Origin of the sequence: Variovorax sp. EBFNA2 (genome assembly GCF_033802765.1) — a bacterium.
Classification (GTDB): Bacteria; Pseudomonadota; Gammaproteobacteria; order Burkholderiales; family Burkholderiaceae_C; genus Variovorax; species Variovorax paradoxus_H.
In genome coordinates, this window is sequence record NZ_CP138496.1 from 5,978,232 (window position 1) to 5,993,763 (window position 15,532).

General features: G+C 63.4%; 21 protein-coding genes. All 21 read right to left on the reverse strand.

The window, feature by feature from the left end:
- Positions 1–6: 6 nt before the first annotated feature.
- Positions 7–513 (reverse strand): peroxiredoxin, encoded by a 507-nt coding sequence (locus tag RZE79_RS28095; RefSeq protein WP_153281777.1) that lies wholly within the window; start codon positions 511–513, stop codon positions 7–9.
- A gap of 83 nt (positions 514–596) precedes the next feature.
- Positions 597–866, reverse strand: a complete 270-nt coding sequence (gene rpsQ, locus RZE79_RS28100) for a 30S ribosomal protein S17 (RefSeq protein ID WP_056576548.1) — start codon at positions 864–866, stop codon at positions 597–599.
- 9 nt (positions 867–875) lie between these two features.
- Positions 876–1,085 (reverse strand): 50S ribosomal protein L29, encoded by a 210-nt coding sequence (gene rpmC / locus RZE79_RS28105; protein ID WP_056577224.1) that lies wholly within the window; start codon positions 1,083–1,085, stop codon positions 876–878.
- A 55-nt stretch (positions 1,086–1,140) separates the two neighbouring features.
- Positions 1,141–1,557, reverse strand: a complete 417-nt coding sequence (gene rplP / locus RZE79_RS28110; protein WP_007838137.1) for a 50S ribosomal protein L16 — start codon at positions 1,555–1,557, stop codon at positions 1,141–1,143.
- A 52-nt stretch (positions 1,558–1,609) separates the two neighbouring features.
- Entirely contained in the window at positions 1,610–2,521 is a 912-nt protein-coding gene (gene rpsC / locus RZE79_RS28115) for a 30S ribosomal protein S3 (protein ID WP_056576551.1), read from the reverse strand.
- 17 nt (positions 2,522–2,538) lie between these two features.
- Positions 2,539–2,871, reverse strand: coding sequence for a 50S ribosomal protein L22 (rplV, locus tag RZE79_RS28120; protein ID WP_007838134.1), 333 nt, complete (start codon positions 2,869–2,871; stop codon positions 2,539–2,541).
- A gap of 9 nt (positions 2,872–2,880) precedes the next feature.
- A complete protein-coding gene (rpsS, locus tag RZE79_RS28125; protein ID WP_062478874.1) occupies positions 2,881–3,159 on the reverse strand; it encodes a 30S ribosomal protein S19 in 279 nt (92 codons plus the stop codon).
- A 10-nt stretch (positions 3,160–3,169) separates the two neighbouring features.
- The gene (gene rplB, locus RZE79_RS28130) at positions 3,170–3,994 is read right to left on the reverse strand and encodes a 50S ribosomal protein L2 (protein WP_056576555.1); all 825 of its coding nucleotides are present in this window, start codon (positions 3,992–3,994) and stop codon (positions 3,170–3,172) included.
- Positions 3,995–3,996: 2 nt separating this feature from the next.
- Positions 3,997–4,332, reverse strand: coding sequence for a 50S ribosomal protein L23 (gene rplW, locus RZE79_RS28135; RefSeq protein WP_056576559.1), 336 nt, complete (start codon positions 4,330–4,332; stop codon positions 3,997–3,999).
- Positions 4,329–4,949, reverse strand: coding sequence for a 50S ribosomal protein L4 (gene rplD, locus RZE79_RS28140; protein ID WP_013543942.1), 621 nt, complete (start codon positions 4,947–4,949; stop codon positions 4,329–4,331). The genes rplW and rplD overlap by 4 nt, the downstream gene beginning before the upstream one ends.
- Positions 4,949–5,629: a 50S ribosomal protein L3 gene (rplC, locus tag RZE79_RS28145; protein ID WP_153281776.1), complete on the reverse strand. Its 681-nt coding sequence runs from the start codon at positions 5,627–5,629 to the stop codon at positions 4,949–4,951. Before rplC ends, rplD begins: the two co-directional genes overlap by 1 nt.
- A 236-nt stretch (positions 5,630–5,865) precedes the next feature.
- Entirely contained in the window at positions 5,866–6,417 is a 552-nt protein-coding gene (locus RZE79_RS28150) for a hypothetical protein (RefSeq protein ID WP_319357763.1), read from the reverse strand.
- An 11-nt stretch (positions 6,418–6,428) separates the two neighbouring features.
- Positions 6,429–8,021 carry a carboxypeptidase-like regulatory domain-containing protein gene (locus tag RZE79_RS28155; RefSeq protein ID WP_319357764.1) on the reverse strand — a complete coding sequence of 531 codons (1,593 nt, stop codon included), beginning with the start codon at positions 8,019–8,021 and terminating at the stop codon, positions 6,429–6,431.
- A gap of 151 nt (positions 8,022–8,172) precedes the next feature.
- On the reverse strand, positions 8,173–8,487 hold the full coding sequence (gene rpsJ / locus RZE79_RS28160; RefSeq protein ID WP_007838118.1) for a 30S ribosomal protein S10: 315 nt from the start codon (positions 8,485–8,487) through the stop codon (positions 8,173–8,175).
- A gap of 21 nt (positions 8,488–8,508) precedes the next feature.
- Positions 8,509–9,702, reverse strand: coding sequence for an elongation factor Tu (gene tuf, locus RZE79_RS28165; RefSeq protein WP_099793527.1), 1,194 nt, complete (start codon positions 9,700–9,702; stop codon positions 8,509–8,511).
- Positions 9,703–9,842: 140 nt separating this feature from the next.
- Positions 9,843–11,942, reverse strand: a complete 2,100-nt coding sequence (gene fusA, locus RZE79_RS28170; RefSeq protein WP_153281774.1) for an elongation factor G — start codon at positions 11,940–11,942, stop codon at positions 9,843–9,845.
- Between the two features lie 97 nt (positions 11,943–12,039).
- Positions 12,040–12,513 carry a 30S ribosomal protein S7 gene (gene rpsG / locus RZE79_RS28175; RefSeq protein WP_007829591.1) on the reverse strand — a complete coding sequence of 158 codons (474 nt, stop codon included), beginning with the start codon at positions 12,511–12,513 and terminating at the stop codon, positions 12,040–12,042.
- Between the two features lie 150 nt (positions 12,514–12,663).
- Positions 12,664–13,041: a 30S ribosomal protein S12 gene (gene rpsL, locus RZE79_RS28180; RefSeq protein ID WP_013543948.1), complete on the reverse strand. Its 378-nt coding sequence runs from the start codon at positions 13,039–13,041 to the stop codon at positions 12,664–12,666.
- Positions 13,042–13,244: 203 nt separating this feature from the next.
- A complete protein-coding gene (locus RZE79_RS28185; protein ID WP_153281773.1) occupies positions 13,245–14,414 on the reverse strand; it encodes a D-alanyl-D-alanine carboxypeptidase family protein in 1,170 nt (389 codons plus the stop codon).
- A gap of 40 nt (positions 14,415–14,454) precedes the next feature.
- Positions 14,455–15,087, reverse strand: a complete 633-nt coding sequence (locus RZE79_RS28190) for an alpha/beta fold hydrolase (RefSeq protein WP_319357765.1) — start codon at positions 15,085–15,087, stop codon at positions 14,455–14,457.
- Positions 15,088–15,157: 70 nt separating this feature from the next.
- On the reverse strand, positions 15,158–15,511 hold the full coding sequence (locus RZE79_RS28195; RefSeq protein ID WP_153281771.1) for a ferredoxin: 354 nt from the start codon (positions 15,509–15,511) through the stop codon (positions 15,158–15,160).
- Positions 15,512–15,532: the final 21 nt, after the last annotated feature.

A 15,532-nucleotide genomic window follows, 5' to 3' on the forward strand; every position in this document is an offset into this window, starting at 1 on the left:
CCGGGCTCAGCCGCGGGCTTGCGCCAGCAGCGTGTCGGCGTCGCTCACTTCGAACTTGCCCGGGCCTTCGACGTTCAGCGTCGCGACCTTGCCGTCCTTCACGAGCATCGAGTAGCGGTTGCTGCGCAGGCCCATGCCGCGGCCGGTCAGGTCGAGCGTGAGGCCGGTGGCCTTCGCGAAGTCGGCGCTGCCGTCGGCCAGCATGCGCACCTTGGCACCGGTCTTCTGGTCGCGCGCCCAGGCGCCCATCACGAACGCGTCGTTCACGCTCACGCACCAGATCTCGTCCACGCCGGCGGCCTTGAAGTCGTCGAAGTGCTGCACGTAGCCCGGCACATGCTTGGCCGAGCAGGTGGGCGTGAAGGCGCCCGGCAGTGCGAACAGCGCGATGGTCTTGCCAGCCGTGGCCTTGGTCACGTCAACCGCGTTCGGGCCGATGCTGCAGCCTTCGCCCTCGACTTCGGAATATTCCTGCAGGGTGGCCGAAGGAAGGGTGTCGCCGACTTTGATCATGTAATTTGCTCCTGAAAAAGAAAAACGGCCCACATTGTGGGCCGTTTTCGGATGGGTTGCCTCGAGGGCGACCGAGTGCTTGATCAGACCAGGGCGGCCTTCTCGACCAGACGGGTCACAACCCAGTTCTTGGTCTTCGAGATTGGACGGCTTTCCGTGATCTCGATGGTGTCGCCCAGCTTGTACTCGCCCTTTTCGTCGTGGGCGTGGTACTTGCTCGTCTTGGCCACGATCTTGCCGTAGAGCTCGTGCTTCACACGGCGCTCGACCAGCACGGTCACGGTCTTGGCACGCTTGTCGCTGACCACCTTGCCGATCAAGGTGCGCTTGAGGGATTTTTTAGCTTCCGTCATGTTCACTCCTTACTTGGCGGCTTGGGTCTCTTGCTCTTTCTGAGCAAGAATGGTCTTGGCGCGAGCGATGTCGCGACGCGTCACGCGCAGCGTCGTGGTGTTCGACAGCTGTTGCGTGGCTTTCTGCATGCGCAGGCCGAAGTGGGCCTTCTGCAGATCTTTGATTTCAGCTTGCAGGCCTGCGACGTCCTTCGTGCGCAGGGTTGCAGCCTTCGTCACCTTGGCCGAAGCCGCGGTTTCTTTCTTCTTACGGGTTGCCATGGGTGTTCTCCTCTCAGGCGCCGAGCTGGCGAGCGACGAACGTCGTACGCAGCGGAAGCTTGGCGGCGGCCAGGCGGAACGCTTCGCGGGCGAGTTCTTCGGGCACGCCGACGATCTCGAACACGATCTTGCCAGGCTGAATTTCAGCGACGTAGTACTCGGGGTTGCCCTTACCGTTACCCATCCGCACTTCAGCGGGCTTGGTAGAGATTGGCTTGTCCGGGAACACGCGGATCCAGATACGGCCACCGCGCTTCACGTGACGCGAAATCGCGCGACGAGCGGCTTCGATCTGGCGCGCCGTGAGGCGGCCGCGGTCGGTGCATTTGAGACCGAAATCACCGAACGCAACCGAGTTACCCGTGGTTGCGATGCCGGTGTTGCGGCCCTTTTGTTCCTTGCGGAACTTTCTTCGTGCAGGTTGCAGCATGTTTTGTTACTCCGTGAGGGCCCCAGGCACTTGCGTGCCCGGGAGCGACCGATTACTCGGTCTTGGCACCGTCCGCTGCTGCAGCGGGCGCGGCTTTGCGGACGCGCTTAACGGCGGGTTTCGAGTCTGCACCGGCACCGCCGGTTGCTTCTGCGGGCTTGTCGCTGCCATCGGCCGGAGCGGTGTTGCCACCGATCGGACCACGGGCACCGGCACGGGGGCCGGGACCACGACGGTCGCCACCCGGACGGTCGCCAGGGCGACCATCACGGCGGGGACCACGCGGGCGGCGCTCTTCGTCCGGACGCGGCGTTTCGACGGCCGGCAGGTCGTTACGACCCAGCGTGTCGCCCTTGTAGACCCAGACCTTGACGCCGATGACGCCGTACGTGGTCTTGGCTTCCGAGGTGCCGTAGTCGATGTCGGCGCGCAGCGTGTGGAGGGGCACGCGACCTTCGCGGTACCACTCGCAACGAGCGATTTCGATGCCGTTGAGGCGGCCCGACGACATGATCTTGATGCCCAGGGCACCCAGACGCATGGCGTTTTGCATGGCGCGCTTCATGGCACGGCGGAACATGATCCGCTTTTCGAGCTGCTGCGTGATGCTGTCGGCGATCAGCTGCGCATCGATTTCAGGCTTGCGCACTTCTTCGATGTTCACTGCCACCGGCACGCCGAGCTGCTTGCCCAGTTCGCGCTTGAGGTTTTCGATGTCTTCGCCCTTCTTGCCGATCACGACGCCCGGACGAGCCGAGTAGATCGTGATGCGTGCGTTCTTGGCGGGACGCTCGATCATGACGCGCGACACCGAAGCGTTCTTCAGCTTCTTCTTCAGGTATTCGCGAACCTTGATGTCTTCGGCCAGCATGCCCGCGAAATCGCGGTCGCTTGCGTACCAACGGCTGGACCAGTTACGGGTGACCGCAAGGCGGAACCCGGTTGGGTGGATTTTCTGTCCCATATTTCTTCCAGGCCTTCTTAGTTGCCGACCGTCACGTACACATGGCACGTGGGCTTGCTGATGCGATTGCCGCGACCCTTGGCGCGCGCCGTGAAGCGCTTGAGCGTTGCACCTTGCTCGACGTAGATGGTCTTGACCTTCAGCTCGTCGATGTCGGCACCGTCGTTGTGCTCGGCGTTGGCGATGGCCGACTCGAGCACCTTCTTGATGATCACAGCGGCCTTCTTCTGCGTGAATTGCAGAACGTTGAGCGCTTGATCGACCTTCTTGCCGCGGATCAGGTCCGCGACCAGACGGCCCTTGTCGACCGACAGGCGGACACCGCGGAGGACTGCACGTGTTTCAGACATGGTCGTTCCTTACTTCTTCTGGACTTTTTTGTCCGCGGGGTGCCCCTTGAATGTGCGCGTGAGCGCAAATTCGCCGAGCTTGTGACCGACCATCTGGTCGGTGATGTACACGGGCACGTGTTGCTTGCCGTTGTGCACAGCGATGGTCAGACCGATGAACTCGGGCAGAACCATCGAGCGGCGCGACCAGGTCTTGATCGGCTTCTTGTCCTTGTTCGTCACGGCCTTGTCGGCCTTGGCCACCAGGTGGTGGTCGACGAAAGGACCCTTTTTGAGAGAGCGAGTCATTGGCTATCCCTTACTTCTTGCGACGCGACACGATGAAGACCTGCGTGCGCTTGTTGTTACGGGTGCGATAGCCCTTGGTCAGATTGCCCCACGGGTCGACAGGATGGCGGCCTTCGCCAGTCTTGCCTTCGCCACCACCGTGCGGGTGGTCGACCGGGTTCATCACCACGCCGCGAACGGTCGGGCGGATACCCATGTGACGCTTCACACCGGCCTTGCCGAGCTGGCGCAGGCTGTGTTCTTCGTTCGCCACTTCACCGATGGTCGCGCGGCATTCGATGTGAATGCGGCGGACTTCGCCCGAACGCATGCGGACCTGGGCGTAGACGCCTTCACGGGCCAGCAGCGTGGCCGAGGTACCGGCCGAACGAGCGATCTGCGCACCCTTGCCGGGTTGCAGTTCGATGCAATGGATCGTCGAACCCACGGGGATGTTGCGGATCGGCAGGGTGTTGCCGGCGCGGATCGGAGCTTCGGCGCCCGACATCAGGGTTGCACCAGCTTCCAGACCGCGCGGGGCGATGATGTAGCGGCGCTCGCCGTCGGCGTAGCAGACCAGAGCGATGTGGGCGGTGCGGTTCGGGTCGTACTCGATGCGTTCGACCTTGGCCGGGATGCCGTCCTTGTTGCGCACGAAGTCGACAATGCGGTAGTGGTGCTTGGCACCACCGCCACGATGGCGGATCGTGATGTGACCGTTGTTGTTACGGCCGGCCTTCTGGAACTGGGGTTCCAGCAGGGCTGCGTGAGGCGCACCCTTGTGCAGGTGGTCACGCGAAATCTTCACCGCGCCGCGTTGGCCCGGCGAAGTGGGTTTCATCTTGATGACGGCCATGATTAAGCGCCTTCCCCGACGAGGTTGAGCTCTTGACCGGCCTTCAGCGTCACATAAGCCTTGCGAACGTTGTCGCGGCGGCCGATGGACTTGCCAAAGCGCTTGGTCTTGCCCTTGGTGTTGAGCACCGACACGCCCTGGACTTCGACCTTGAACATCAGTTCAACAGCGGCCTTGATCTCGGGCTTGGTGGCGTCTTGCAGCACCTTGAAAGTGACAGCGTTCGACTTCTCGCCGACCATCGTGGCCTTTTCGGACACGATCGGTGCGACCAGCACGTTCATGAGACGGCCTTCGTCGAACTTACGTTGTGCAGGGGTGGGGTTCACGCGGCTCATGCGAACATCTCCTTGAGCTTGTCGACGGCACCCTTGGTGACCAGCACCTTCTTGTAGTGAACCAGCGACACCGGATCGGCGTAACGGGGTTCGACCACGAGGATGTTGACCAGATTGCGCGAGGCAAGGTACAGGTTTTCGTCGACTTCTTCGGCGATCACGAGCACGGACTCGAGATTCATTGCCTTGAAACGGGCTGCCAGCGGCTTCGTCTTGGGCGAATCCACGGTCAGCGAATCGACCACGGCCAGACGGCCTTCGCGAGCGAGCTGCGAGAAGATGGCGGCCATGCCGGCGCGGTACATCTTCTTGTTGATCTTCTGCGAGAAGTTTTCGTCAGGCATGTTCGGGAAAATGCGGCCGCCTCCGCGCCACAGGGGCGAGGACGTCATACCGGCACGGGCGCGGCCCGTTCCCTTTTGCTTGAAAGGCTTCTTGGTCGAGTGCTTGACCTGTTCGCGGTCCTTCTGGGCGCGCGTGCCTTGGCGGGCGTTGGCCTGGAATGCAACGACGATCTGGTGGACCAGGTCTTCGTTGTAGTCACGGCCGAACACGGTCTCGGGGGCGTCGTACTTCGACGCGGCCTGGCCTTGTTCGTTCAGGAGTTCGAGTTGCATTACTTCGCTCCTTCAGCCGCTTGCGGCTTGGCCTTGATGGCGGGACGCACGGTGACGAAGCCACCCTTCGAACCCGGGATCGCGCCCTTGATGAGCAGCAGCTGACGTGCTTCGTCGATGCGGAACACGTCGAGGTTTTGCGTCGTGCGGGTGACGTCGCCGAGGTGGCCCGTCATGCGCTTGCCGGGGAACACGCGACCGGGGTCTTGTGCCATGCCGATCGAGCCCGGCACGTTGTGCGAACGGCTGTTACCGTGCGACGCGCGCTGCGAGCTCATGTTGTGACGCTTGATCGTGCCGGCGAAGCCCTTGCCGATGGTCGTGCCTTGCACGTCCACCTTCTGGCCCACGGAGAACACGCTGCTTGCCGCGATGACGCCGCCAGCCTTGTGCTGACCTGCGGTATCGGCGGTGACGCGGAATTCCTGGATGATTTCACCAGCTTCGACACCTGCCTTGGCAAGGTGGCCGGCTTGGGGCTTGGTCACGCGCGATGCTTTGCGCGAACCGAACGTCACCTGCAGGGCGACGTAGCCGTCGGTCTCTTGGGACTTGATCTGGGTCACACGGTTGTTGGACACATCCACCACCGTGACAGGAACTGCGTCCCCGTCATCGGTGAAGAGACGCATCATCCCCACCTTGCGGCCCAGCAACCCGAGGGAGTTGCTCAGACTCATTTGTTTTCTCCAAAAATGGAAGACTTCCTTCGCCGCTGCCACTTCAATTGGCGACAGCGTTTGGCTGGTTTCCCGGCCTGCGAGAGAAGGTTGATAAATCTCTGCCAGAACGACGCCCGAACGGACGCAACAAGGGCAGAGCCAGAGATTATAGCCCGCAGTCGAACCGGGGCGCAAGTGGCCCTGTTGGGACCGGATTCAGGGGCTTCCGGCCCGCCTGGGAGCGGCCTTCGGGCCTATTTCGCAGGCAGCGAAATGATGTGGTCGCCGCTGGGCAGCGACTTGATCTCGCCATTGCCCTTCATGGCGGGGGCTGCCGAGCCGGTCTGGATCGGGATGGAAATGGCACTGGTCCGCCCGCCCTGCTTGATGAACACGTTCAGGTAGGCCAGGCCGTCGCCCTCGCTGACCACCGTGACGGAGGCGTCGGAGCGTTGCCCCGGCGGCAGGCTCAGCGACGCGTTGCCGGACAGCGTCAGGCCCGCATCGACCGTCAGCGTGACGCCGGCGCCCGCCGGGTCACTGACGCCGTCGAACTGCAGAACGACCACGGTCGGCTTGCCCGCCTGCGGCGCGCCATCCAGCCGGTACTGCAGCTTGACGCCGGAGTCGTTGGGTTTTCTCGACGCGGTCACCCAAGGGGTGGCTGCGCCCTTCTGGGCCGAAGTCGACAGCTTCGCAGTGGTGCGCGCCGACGGCATCCCGTCAGCCAGGGCCAACACCGGAAACATGGACACGGCAAGCCAGGTCAATGCCGCAGCCGAGGGGAAGCGAGTATTCAGGGTCATGACTGGGCCTCCTACTGTTGCTGGACGAGAACGGTGAGGCATTTCTGCGAGATGGGGGTCGAGGCCATTGCAGCATCCCTCACCGCCAGAACGTACTCACCCGCGCCCAGGCTGACCGTATTTCCCGACCGGGCGATCTCCCCGCCCCTGAAGAGATCGAAGTCCGGCACCGTGGCGCCCCCGATCGAGACCCGGTACTCCCGGTCCGCCGGCGCGATGAAGCGCAGATAGGCGATGTTGCCGTGCTTGTTGCCTGTGCCCGCCGCATTGGAGACGCAGGCGTTGCTTGGCGCCGGGCCCACCGTCAGGGCTCCGTACATCGGCAGCGCGCTGGGCACCCCGCCATCGTTCGATTCGCCCGCGCCGTACGCGTCGCTGGAGCTGATGTTCTGCGCGCTCAACAGGCCCGTCAGCGCCGACGTGCTGCCGGGCGACGCCACCTTGAACGCTGCGGCAAAGGCATGGATCGACGTGACCGGCGCCCCGCCGCGGAACTGGAAACCGGTCAAGGTGTCGTGGATGGGCTTGAAGCCGGCCTGCCGGTTGAGGTTCCACAGGATGGCCTGGACCGACAGTTCGCGGAACCAGCCCGGGGTCGTGCCGCTCGGCGGCCCGACAGACAGATCCAGTCGCCCGCCATCGCCCTGCTGCGCACCCGTCGAGTCCACGTAGTTGCTCCGGTTCAGCGCGATGCCCGACCACGCATTGCCCCAGCCTTCGGAAAAAGCGAGCCGCCGGTCGAGGCGGTCGTCCCCGTCATGCGCGCCGCCCATCGAATCGTCCCGACTGAAGGCCGATTGGTAGTAGTGACCCCATTCGTGCGCGATCACCGGCGCGTCGAATTCGTCGGTGTCGACGTTCTCCTTGCCCAGCACATAGATCTGCCGACCACTGCTTCCGTTGTTGAAAAAGAAGGTCGTGCCGATCTGCCCTGCTGCGAGGTCGATGGACGTGGACGGCGCGTTGTCCGTGCTCCAGAAAACCTTCAGCGAAGGAAACGCCGAAGCCGGCGCCACCGACAGCACCTTCTGCATGGAGGTATAGACCGTGTCGAGCACGGCGAACGGCGCCGCGACCCGCGTCCCGGTGTATCCCGAACCGCCCCAGCCGCTGTCCGCGCGCAGGTCGCGCGTCAATGCTGTATTGCCCGACGAGAAGCTCGCCGACTGCATCGAGTACAGCGCGTCGCCGCGGGTGTTGTCCCGCACCGTCACATCCCAGGTGGCACCCGGACCGGTCCGGGTCAGCTGGGCCCGGACGCGCACGCTGATGCTGGTATTGGCCGGCACCGAGACTGTGTAATTGCCACTGTCATCCGTGGTGGTCACCGCGAGCTGCACCGATGTGTTGGCATCGAGCACTTCCACCGTGGCGCCGCGCACCGGCTTGGCCGTGGTGCTCGCGTACAGGAGGGGGCCGTCGTTGTTCGGTACCGAATCGTAGGTGGCCTTCCCGCTCAGGGCGACCGGGTTCAGCACGATCGGCAGACCGATGGGAAATCCGGCGCCGCCGCCTCCTCCGCCACCGCCTCCCCCACCGCAACCTGCCAGCAACACCGCGGCGATGCACGCCGCACCGAATGCAAAAGAGAACTTTTGGCTCATCACGTGTGCTGCCCTCGCTTCAGCCCCGGCGCACTGCGTCCTGCAGGCCGGTGCGCGAGGATGCCACAGTTGATAAACAAACGTGAAGCACAAAAAAGCCCGCCTGCATTTCTGCAGGCGGGCTGTGCTCGGAATGCGACGCGAGGTCGAATTACTGCAGCTTGATCTCGACGTCGACGCCGGCCGGCAGGTCGAGCTTCATCAGCGCGTCCACGGTCTTGTCGGTGGGATCAACGATGTCCATCAGGCGCTGGTGCGTGCGGATTTCCAGCTGGTCGCGCGACGTCTTGTTGACGTGCGGCGAACGCAGGATGTCGAAACGCTTCATGCGGGTCGGCAGAGGCACGGGGCCCTTGACGATCGCGCCGGTGCGCTTGGCGGTGTCCACGATTTCAGCGGCCGACTGGTCGATCAGCTTGTAGTCGAATGCCTTCAGGCGGATGCGGATCTTTTGCTTGGTAGCCATGGTGATTCCTTTGCTTCCAGCTTAGATGTCGAGGATCTTGGCCACGACGCCCGAACCCACGGTACGGCCGCCTTCACGGATGGCGAAGCGCAGGCCTTCTTCCATCGCGATCGGGTTGATCAGCTTGACGGTGATGCTGACGTTGTCGCCGGGCATGACCATTTCCTTGTCCGCGGGCAGCTCGATCGCGCCGGTCACGTCCGTCGTGCGGAAGTAGAACTGCGGACGGTAGTTGTTGAAGAACGGCGTGTGACGGCCGCCTTCGTCCTTGGACAGGACATACACCTCGGCGGTGAAGTGCACGTGCGGCTTGATCGAGCCGGGCTTGCACAGCACTTGGCCGCGCTCGACTTCTTCGCGCTTCGTGCCGCGCAGCAGCACGCCGACGTTGTCGCCAGCCTGACCTTGGTCCAGCAGCTTGCGGAACATTTCCACGCCGGTGCAGGTGGTCTTGACGGTCGGGCGGATGCCGACGATTTCGATTTCTTCGCCGACCTTGATCACGCCGCGCTCGACAGCGCCGGTCACCACGGTGCCGCGACCCGAGATCGAGAACACGTCTTCGACGGGCATCAGGAACGTGCCGTCCACAGCGCGCTCAGGCGTGGGGATGTACGTGTCCAGCGCTTCGGCCAGCTTCAGGATGGCTTCTTCGCCCAGCTTGCCCTTGTCGCCTTCGAGGGCGAGCTTGGCCGAGCCGTGGATGATGGGGGTGTCGTCGCCAGGGAACTCGTACTTGTCGAGCAGCTCGCGCACTTCCATTTCGACCAGCTCGAGCAGCTCGGCGTCGTCGACCATGTCGCACTTGTTCAGGAAAACGATGATGTAGCCCACGCCCACCTGGCGAGCCAGCAGGATGTGCTCACGGGTCTGGGGCATCGGGCCGTCAGCGGCCGAGCACACCAGGATGGCGCCGTCCATCTGAGCGGCGCCCGTGATCATGTTCTTCACATAGTCGGCGTGACCGGGGCAGTCGACGTGTGCGTAGTGGCGGTTGGCCGTTTCGTACTCGACGTGCGCGGTGTTGATCGTGATGCCGCGAGCCTTTTCTTCGGGCGCTGCGTCGATCTGGTCGTAAGCCTTGGCTTCGCCGCCGAACTTGGACGACAGAACGGTTGCGATCGCAGCCGTCAGCGTGGTCTTGCCGTGGTCAACGTGACCGATCGTGCCCACGTTCACGTGCGGCTTGGTGCGGGTGAATTTACCTTTTGCCATTTTTCAATCCTTGAAAGAGCATGTCCCGTGTGTTGGTTTTATGTCTGCATCCGATTGCTGGTTCGCCCCGCACGGGAACAGGGCGGCACCGGATCGCAGACAAGAAGGGCCATGCACTGCATGGCCCTGCATTCTTGAATTTACTTGGCGCGAGCGGCCACGATGGCTTCGGCAACGTTACGCGGAGCTTCAGCGTAGTGCTTGAACTCCATCGTGTACGTGGCGCGGCCTTGCGACATCGAGCGCAGCGTGGTCGAGTAGCCGAACATTTCCGACAGCGGCACTTCGGCCTTGATTGACTTGCCGCCACCGATCATGTCGTCCATGCCCTGCACCATGCCGCGACGCGAGGACAGGTCGCCCATCACGTTGCCGGCGTAGTCTTCAGGCGTTTCGACTTCCACGGCCATCATCGGCTCCAGGATCACGGGGTTGGCCTTGCGGGCGCCTTCCTTGAAACCGAAGATCGCGGCCATCTTGAACGCCATTTCGTTCGAGTCCACATCGTGGTACGAACCGAAGTGCAGCGTGACCTTGACGTCCACGACGGGGTAGCCCGCCAGCACGCCTTGCGTCAGCGCTTCCACGACGCCCTTTTCCACCGCAGGGATGTATTCGCGAGGAACCACACCGCCCTTGATGGCGTCGACGAACTCGAAGCCCTTGCCTGCTTCCTGCGGCTCGATCTTCAGGATCACGTGGCCGTACTGGCCCTTGCCGCCCGACTGGCGAACGAACTTGCCTTCGGCATCTTCGACGGTCTTGCGGATCGTTTCGCGGTAGGCCACTTGCGGCTTGCCCACGTTGGCTTCCACGCCGAATTCGCGCTTCATGCGGTCCACGATGATTTCAAGGTGGAGCTCGCCCATGCCGGCGATGATGGTCTGGCCCGATTCTTCGTCGGTCTTCACGCGGAACGACGGATCTTCCTGCGCAAGACGCTGCAGGGCGATGCCCATCTTTTCCTGGTCGGCCTTGGTCTTGGGCTCGACGGCCTGCGAGATCACCGATTCCGGGAACACCATGCGCTCGAGCGTCACGACGGCTGCCGGGTCGCACAGGGTTTCGCCCGTGGTGACTTCCTTCAGGCCCACGCAGGCGGCGATGTCGCCGGCGCGGATTTCGCTGACTTCTTCGCGGTTGTTCGCATGCATCTGCACGATACGGCCGATGCGCTCCTTCTTGCCGCGCACCGGGTTGTAGACGCTGTCGCCCTTGCTCAGCACGCCCGAGTAGACGCGCACGAAGGTCAGCTGACCCACGAACGGGTCGGTCATCAGCTTGAATGCGAGCGCCGAGAACTTCTCGCCGTCGTCAGCCTTGCGGGTGACGGGCGCCTCGTCTTCGTCGGTGCCGGTGACCGGGGGAATGTCGGTCGGAGCGGGCATGTATTCGACGACGGCGTCGAGCATGGCCTGCACGCCCTTGTTCTTGAAGGCCGAGCCGCACAGCATCGGCTGGATCTCGCCGGCGATGGTGCGCTGGCGGATGGCAGCCTTGATTTCCTCTTCGGTCAGCTCGTTGCCTTCGAGGTACTTGTTCATGAGCTCTTCGCTCGCTTCGGCAGCGGCTTCGACGAGCTTTTCGCGGTACTCGGCGCACACATCGGCCAGGTTGGCCGGGATGTCGCCGTAGGTGAACGTGATGCCCTTGTCTTCATCCCAGATGATCGCCTTCATCTTCACGAGGTCGACGATGCCTTGGAAGTGCTCTTCGGCACCGATCGGGATCTGGATCACGACGGGGTTGGCCTTCAGGCGGTCCACCATCATCTGACGCACACGCAGGAAGTCGGCGCCGGTGCGGTCCATCTTGTTGACGAACGCAAGACGCGGAACCTTGTACTTGTTGGCCTGGCGCCAGACGGTTTCCGACTGGGGTTGCACGCCGCCGACGGCGTCATACACCATGACAGCGCCGTCCAGCACGCGCATCGAGCGCTCGACTTCAATGGTGAAGTCCACGTGGCCGGGGGTGTCGATGATGTTGATGCGGTGTTCTTCGAACTTGCCAGCCATGCCCTTCCAGAAGCAGGTGGTGGCAGCCGAGGTGATCGTGATGCCGCGCTCTTGCTCTTGCTCCATCCAGTCCATCGTGGCGGCACCGTCGTGCACTTCACCGATCTTGTGATTCACACCGGTGTAGAACAGGATACGTTCGGTCGTCGTGGTCTTGCCAGCGTCGATGTGCGCGGAGATACCGATGTTGCGGTAGCGCTCGATGGGGGTCTTGCGGGACATGGTGTACTTTCGGGTTTAAATGCGTTGAGCGCTGGGCGTCGAGCACGGGCGATTTCGCCTGGCACTCGACCCCCAACGCTCAAGAGACGTGTGATTTTTAGAAGCGGAAGTGGCTGAATGCGCGGTTGGCTTCTGCCATGCGGTGCACTTCGTCGCGCTTCTTCATGGCGCCGCCACGGCCTTCCGTGGCTTCCATCAGTTCGTTGGCCAGACGCAGGGCCATCGACTTCTCACCGCGCTTGCGGGCAGCTTCCTTGATCCAGCGCATCGACAGAGCGAGGCGACGGACAGGACGGACTTCGACCGGCACCTGGTAGTTCGCACCACCGACGCGGCGCGACTTCACTTCGACCATCGGCTTCACGTTGTTGATGGCAACGGTGAACGCTTCGAGGGGGTCCTTGTCCGGGTTCTTCTTCTCGATGAAGTCGAGGGCACCGTAAATGATGCGCTCGGCAACAGCCTTCTTGCCGCCTTCCATGATCACGTTCATGAATTTGGACAGCTCGACATTGCCGTACTTGGGATCCGGCAGGATTTCACGTTTGGGGACTTCGCGACGACGTGGCATTTTTCTAACCTCTTTGCTTCAGTTGGCATCGTTTCCGATACCGCGAGAGCCAGTCAGGACTCTCACTTACTCGACCCGACATTGGGTCACTTCGTTCGACAAGCCCGCCAAGGCCATCGAACACCGCTTGTTTTTTGACGACAGGAAGGCTTAAGCCTTCTTGGGACGCTTCGCGCCGTACTTGGAACGCGACTGCTTGCGGTCTTTCACGCCTTGCAGGTCGAGCGAACCGCGCACGATGTGGTAACGCACACCGGGCAAGTCCTTGACACGACCGCCGCGAACCAGCACGACGCTGTGTTCCTGCAGGTTGTGGCCTTCGCCGCCGATGTAGGAGATGACTTCGAAGCCATTGGTCAGACGGACCTTGGCAACTTTACGAAGCGCCGAGTTGGGCTTCTTGGGCGTCGTGGTGTAGACGCGGGTGCAGACACCGCGACGTTGCGGCGAGTTCTGCATGGCAGGGCTCTTCGAATTGATCTTTTCGACCGTTCGACCCTGACGCACCAGTTGATTGATGGTTGGCATGAATGAATTAGTCCCAAAACAACCCGGCCCTGGTGGTGAAACCGCCCCTGGTCGTGACTCAGGGAAGCCGGGAATAACGAAAACGTGAAACCCTTCGGAAAATTCCGAAAAGCCCACGAGTATAGCAGGCAGGTCTGAAATGGCAATGTCAGGCGCCTGGAGCGCCCGCCACCGCCTGTTTCAAGGCCTCTTTTCCCCGCCTCTTACTTGATCCAGAGACGCACGGCGTCCCAGGCGCGGCCGAAGACACCGGCCTGCTCGACCGGCTCCAGGGCCACCAGCGGCACGTCGGCCAGGGGCTGGTCGTCCAGCGTGACCTTGAGCGAGCCGACGGCCTGGTACTTGGTGAAGGGCGCGACCAGCGGATCGGGGCGCGACACCTGCGTCTTGATCTTGCTGGCGGAACCGGTCGGCACCGCGACCACGATGGCCTCGGGGCGACCCAGCTTCAGCACGTTGGCCTTGCCCTTCCAGACGGCGGGCGTGGCGGCGGGCTGGCCGGCTTCGAACAGGCGCACGGCGTCGTAAGCCGTGTAGCCCCAGTTCAGCAGCTTCTGCGACTCGTTGGCGCGCACAGCCTCGCTGCTGGCGCCCAGCACGATCGACAGCAGGCGGCGGCCGCCGGTCAGGTTCGGGAAGTCGCGCTTGGCGGTCGCGATCATGCAGTAGCCGGCGGCGTCGGTGTGGCCGGTCTTCAAGCCGTCGACGGTCGGGTCGCGGAACAGCAGCAGGTTGCGGTTGGTGTCGTTGGTCGACGGCGTGCCCGGGTAACGGTACTTCTTGATGGCGTAGTACTTGGCTTCTTCGGGGAAGTCGCGCACCAGGCGCGTGGCCAGGATGCTCAGGTCGCGCGCCGTGGTCGTGTGGCCGGGCGCAGTGAGGCCTTCGGGGTTCTTGTAGGTGGTGTTCTTCATGCCCAGCACCTTGGCCTGGGCGTTCATCATCTCGACGAAGTGCTCCACCGTGCCGCCCACGCCTTCGGCCAGCGCCACCGTGGCGTCGTTGCCCGACTGCACGATCACGCCCTTGATGAGGTCTTCCACCGGCACCTGCATCTTGGGGTCGATGAACATGCGCGAGCCGGGCATCTTCCAGGCGCGCGGGCTCACCGGCAGGGTCTGGGTCAGCGTGATCTTCTTGGCGCGCAGCGCGTCGAACGCGACGTACGCGGTCATCAGCTTGGTGAGCGAGGCCGGCTCGATGGGGCTGTCGATGTCCTTCTGCGCGAGGATCTGGTTCGCGGTCACGTCGAGCAGCAGATAGCTTCGCGCGGCGATTTCAGGCGGGGCCGGCATCTGGGCGGCGGCGATCACGCCGACCGAGGCAGCAGCGGTCAGCACCAATGCGCGAAGCGCAGTGAAAAAACGATTCATGGAGAGTGTGGGAAGAGGCGAAAACAAGCCCGGAAGGCTTTCATGCGGTGCCCGCGCGCAGATGGCGGGCGACCAGGCTTTTGAGCAGCGGCAATTGTCCGTGAAAGAAATGGCCACCCCCGGGAATTACCGTGACAGGGAGTGACTGGGGACGCGCCCAGTCCATCACGGCGGCGAGAGGCACGGTGTCGTCGGCTTCGCCATGGACCACCAGCGCGCGCTCGTGCGCGTCGGCCGGCAGCGTGGCCACCGAGAAGCGCGAGGCGGCCGTGCCCACCAGCACCAGTTGCCGCACGTCGCGTGCGGCCCAGAGTTTCTCGGCCGCACAGCTGGCCACGAAGGCACCGAAGGAAAAGCCGGCAATCGCCAGCGGGCCTTCGGGGGCGAGCTGGCCGACGACATGCAGCATGTCCTCAAGCTCGCCGCGCCCTTCATCGTGAGCGCCTTCGCTGGCGCCGACGCCGCGGAAGTTGAAGCGCACGGCCGTCCATCCGCAGGACACGAACGCGCGTGCCAGGGTCTGCACGACCTTGTTGTCCATCGTGCCGCCGAACAGCGGGTGCGGATGGGCGATCACCGCGATGCCACGCGCTTCGCCGGCCGGCAAATCGCGCTGCACCTCGATCACGCCTGCGGCGCCCTGGAGGCTGATTTTTTCGGTCTGGGAGTTCATGGCGCTGGGGTTGGCTGGGCCGGCGATGCCGGCAACGTGCACGGTACGAGCACGGGGCCCGCAGGAAAGTTCAGCGGCCGACGTCGGGCGGCAACACCAGCCGCTCGACGACCTGGCCGTTCTTCAGGTGCGACTCGACGATCTCGTCGATGTCTTCCGCGTCCACGAAGGTGTACCAGACGGCCTCGGGGTAGACCACAGCCACGGGCCCGCCCGCGCAGCGGTCGAGACAGCCGGCCTTGTTGACGCGCACCTTGCCGGGCCCGGCGAGCCCCTGTTCTTTCACCTTGGCCTTGCAGCGGTCGAAGCCCTCCTGCGCGTTGTGCAGGGCGCAGGAGTCTTCGCCGTTCTTGCGTTCGTTCAGGCAGAAGAAGATGTGGCGGCCGTAGTAGCCGGGCGGCGCGGCAGGAGTGGTGCTGGGCATCGATCGATTTTATGAGCGTGC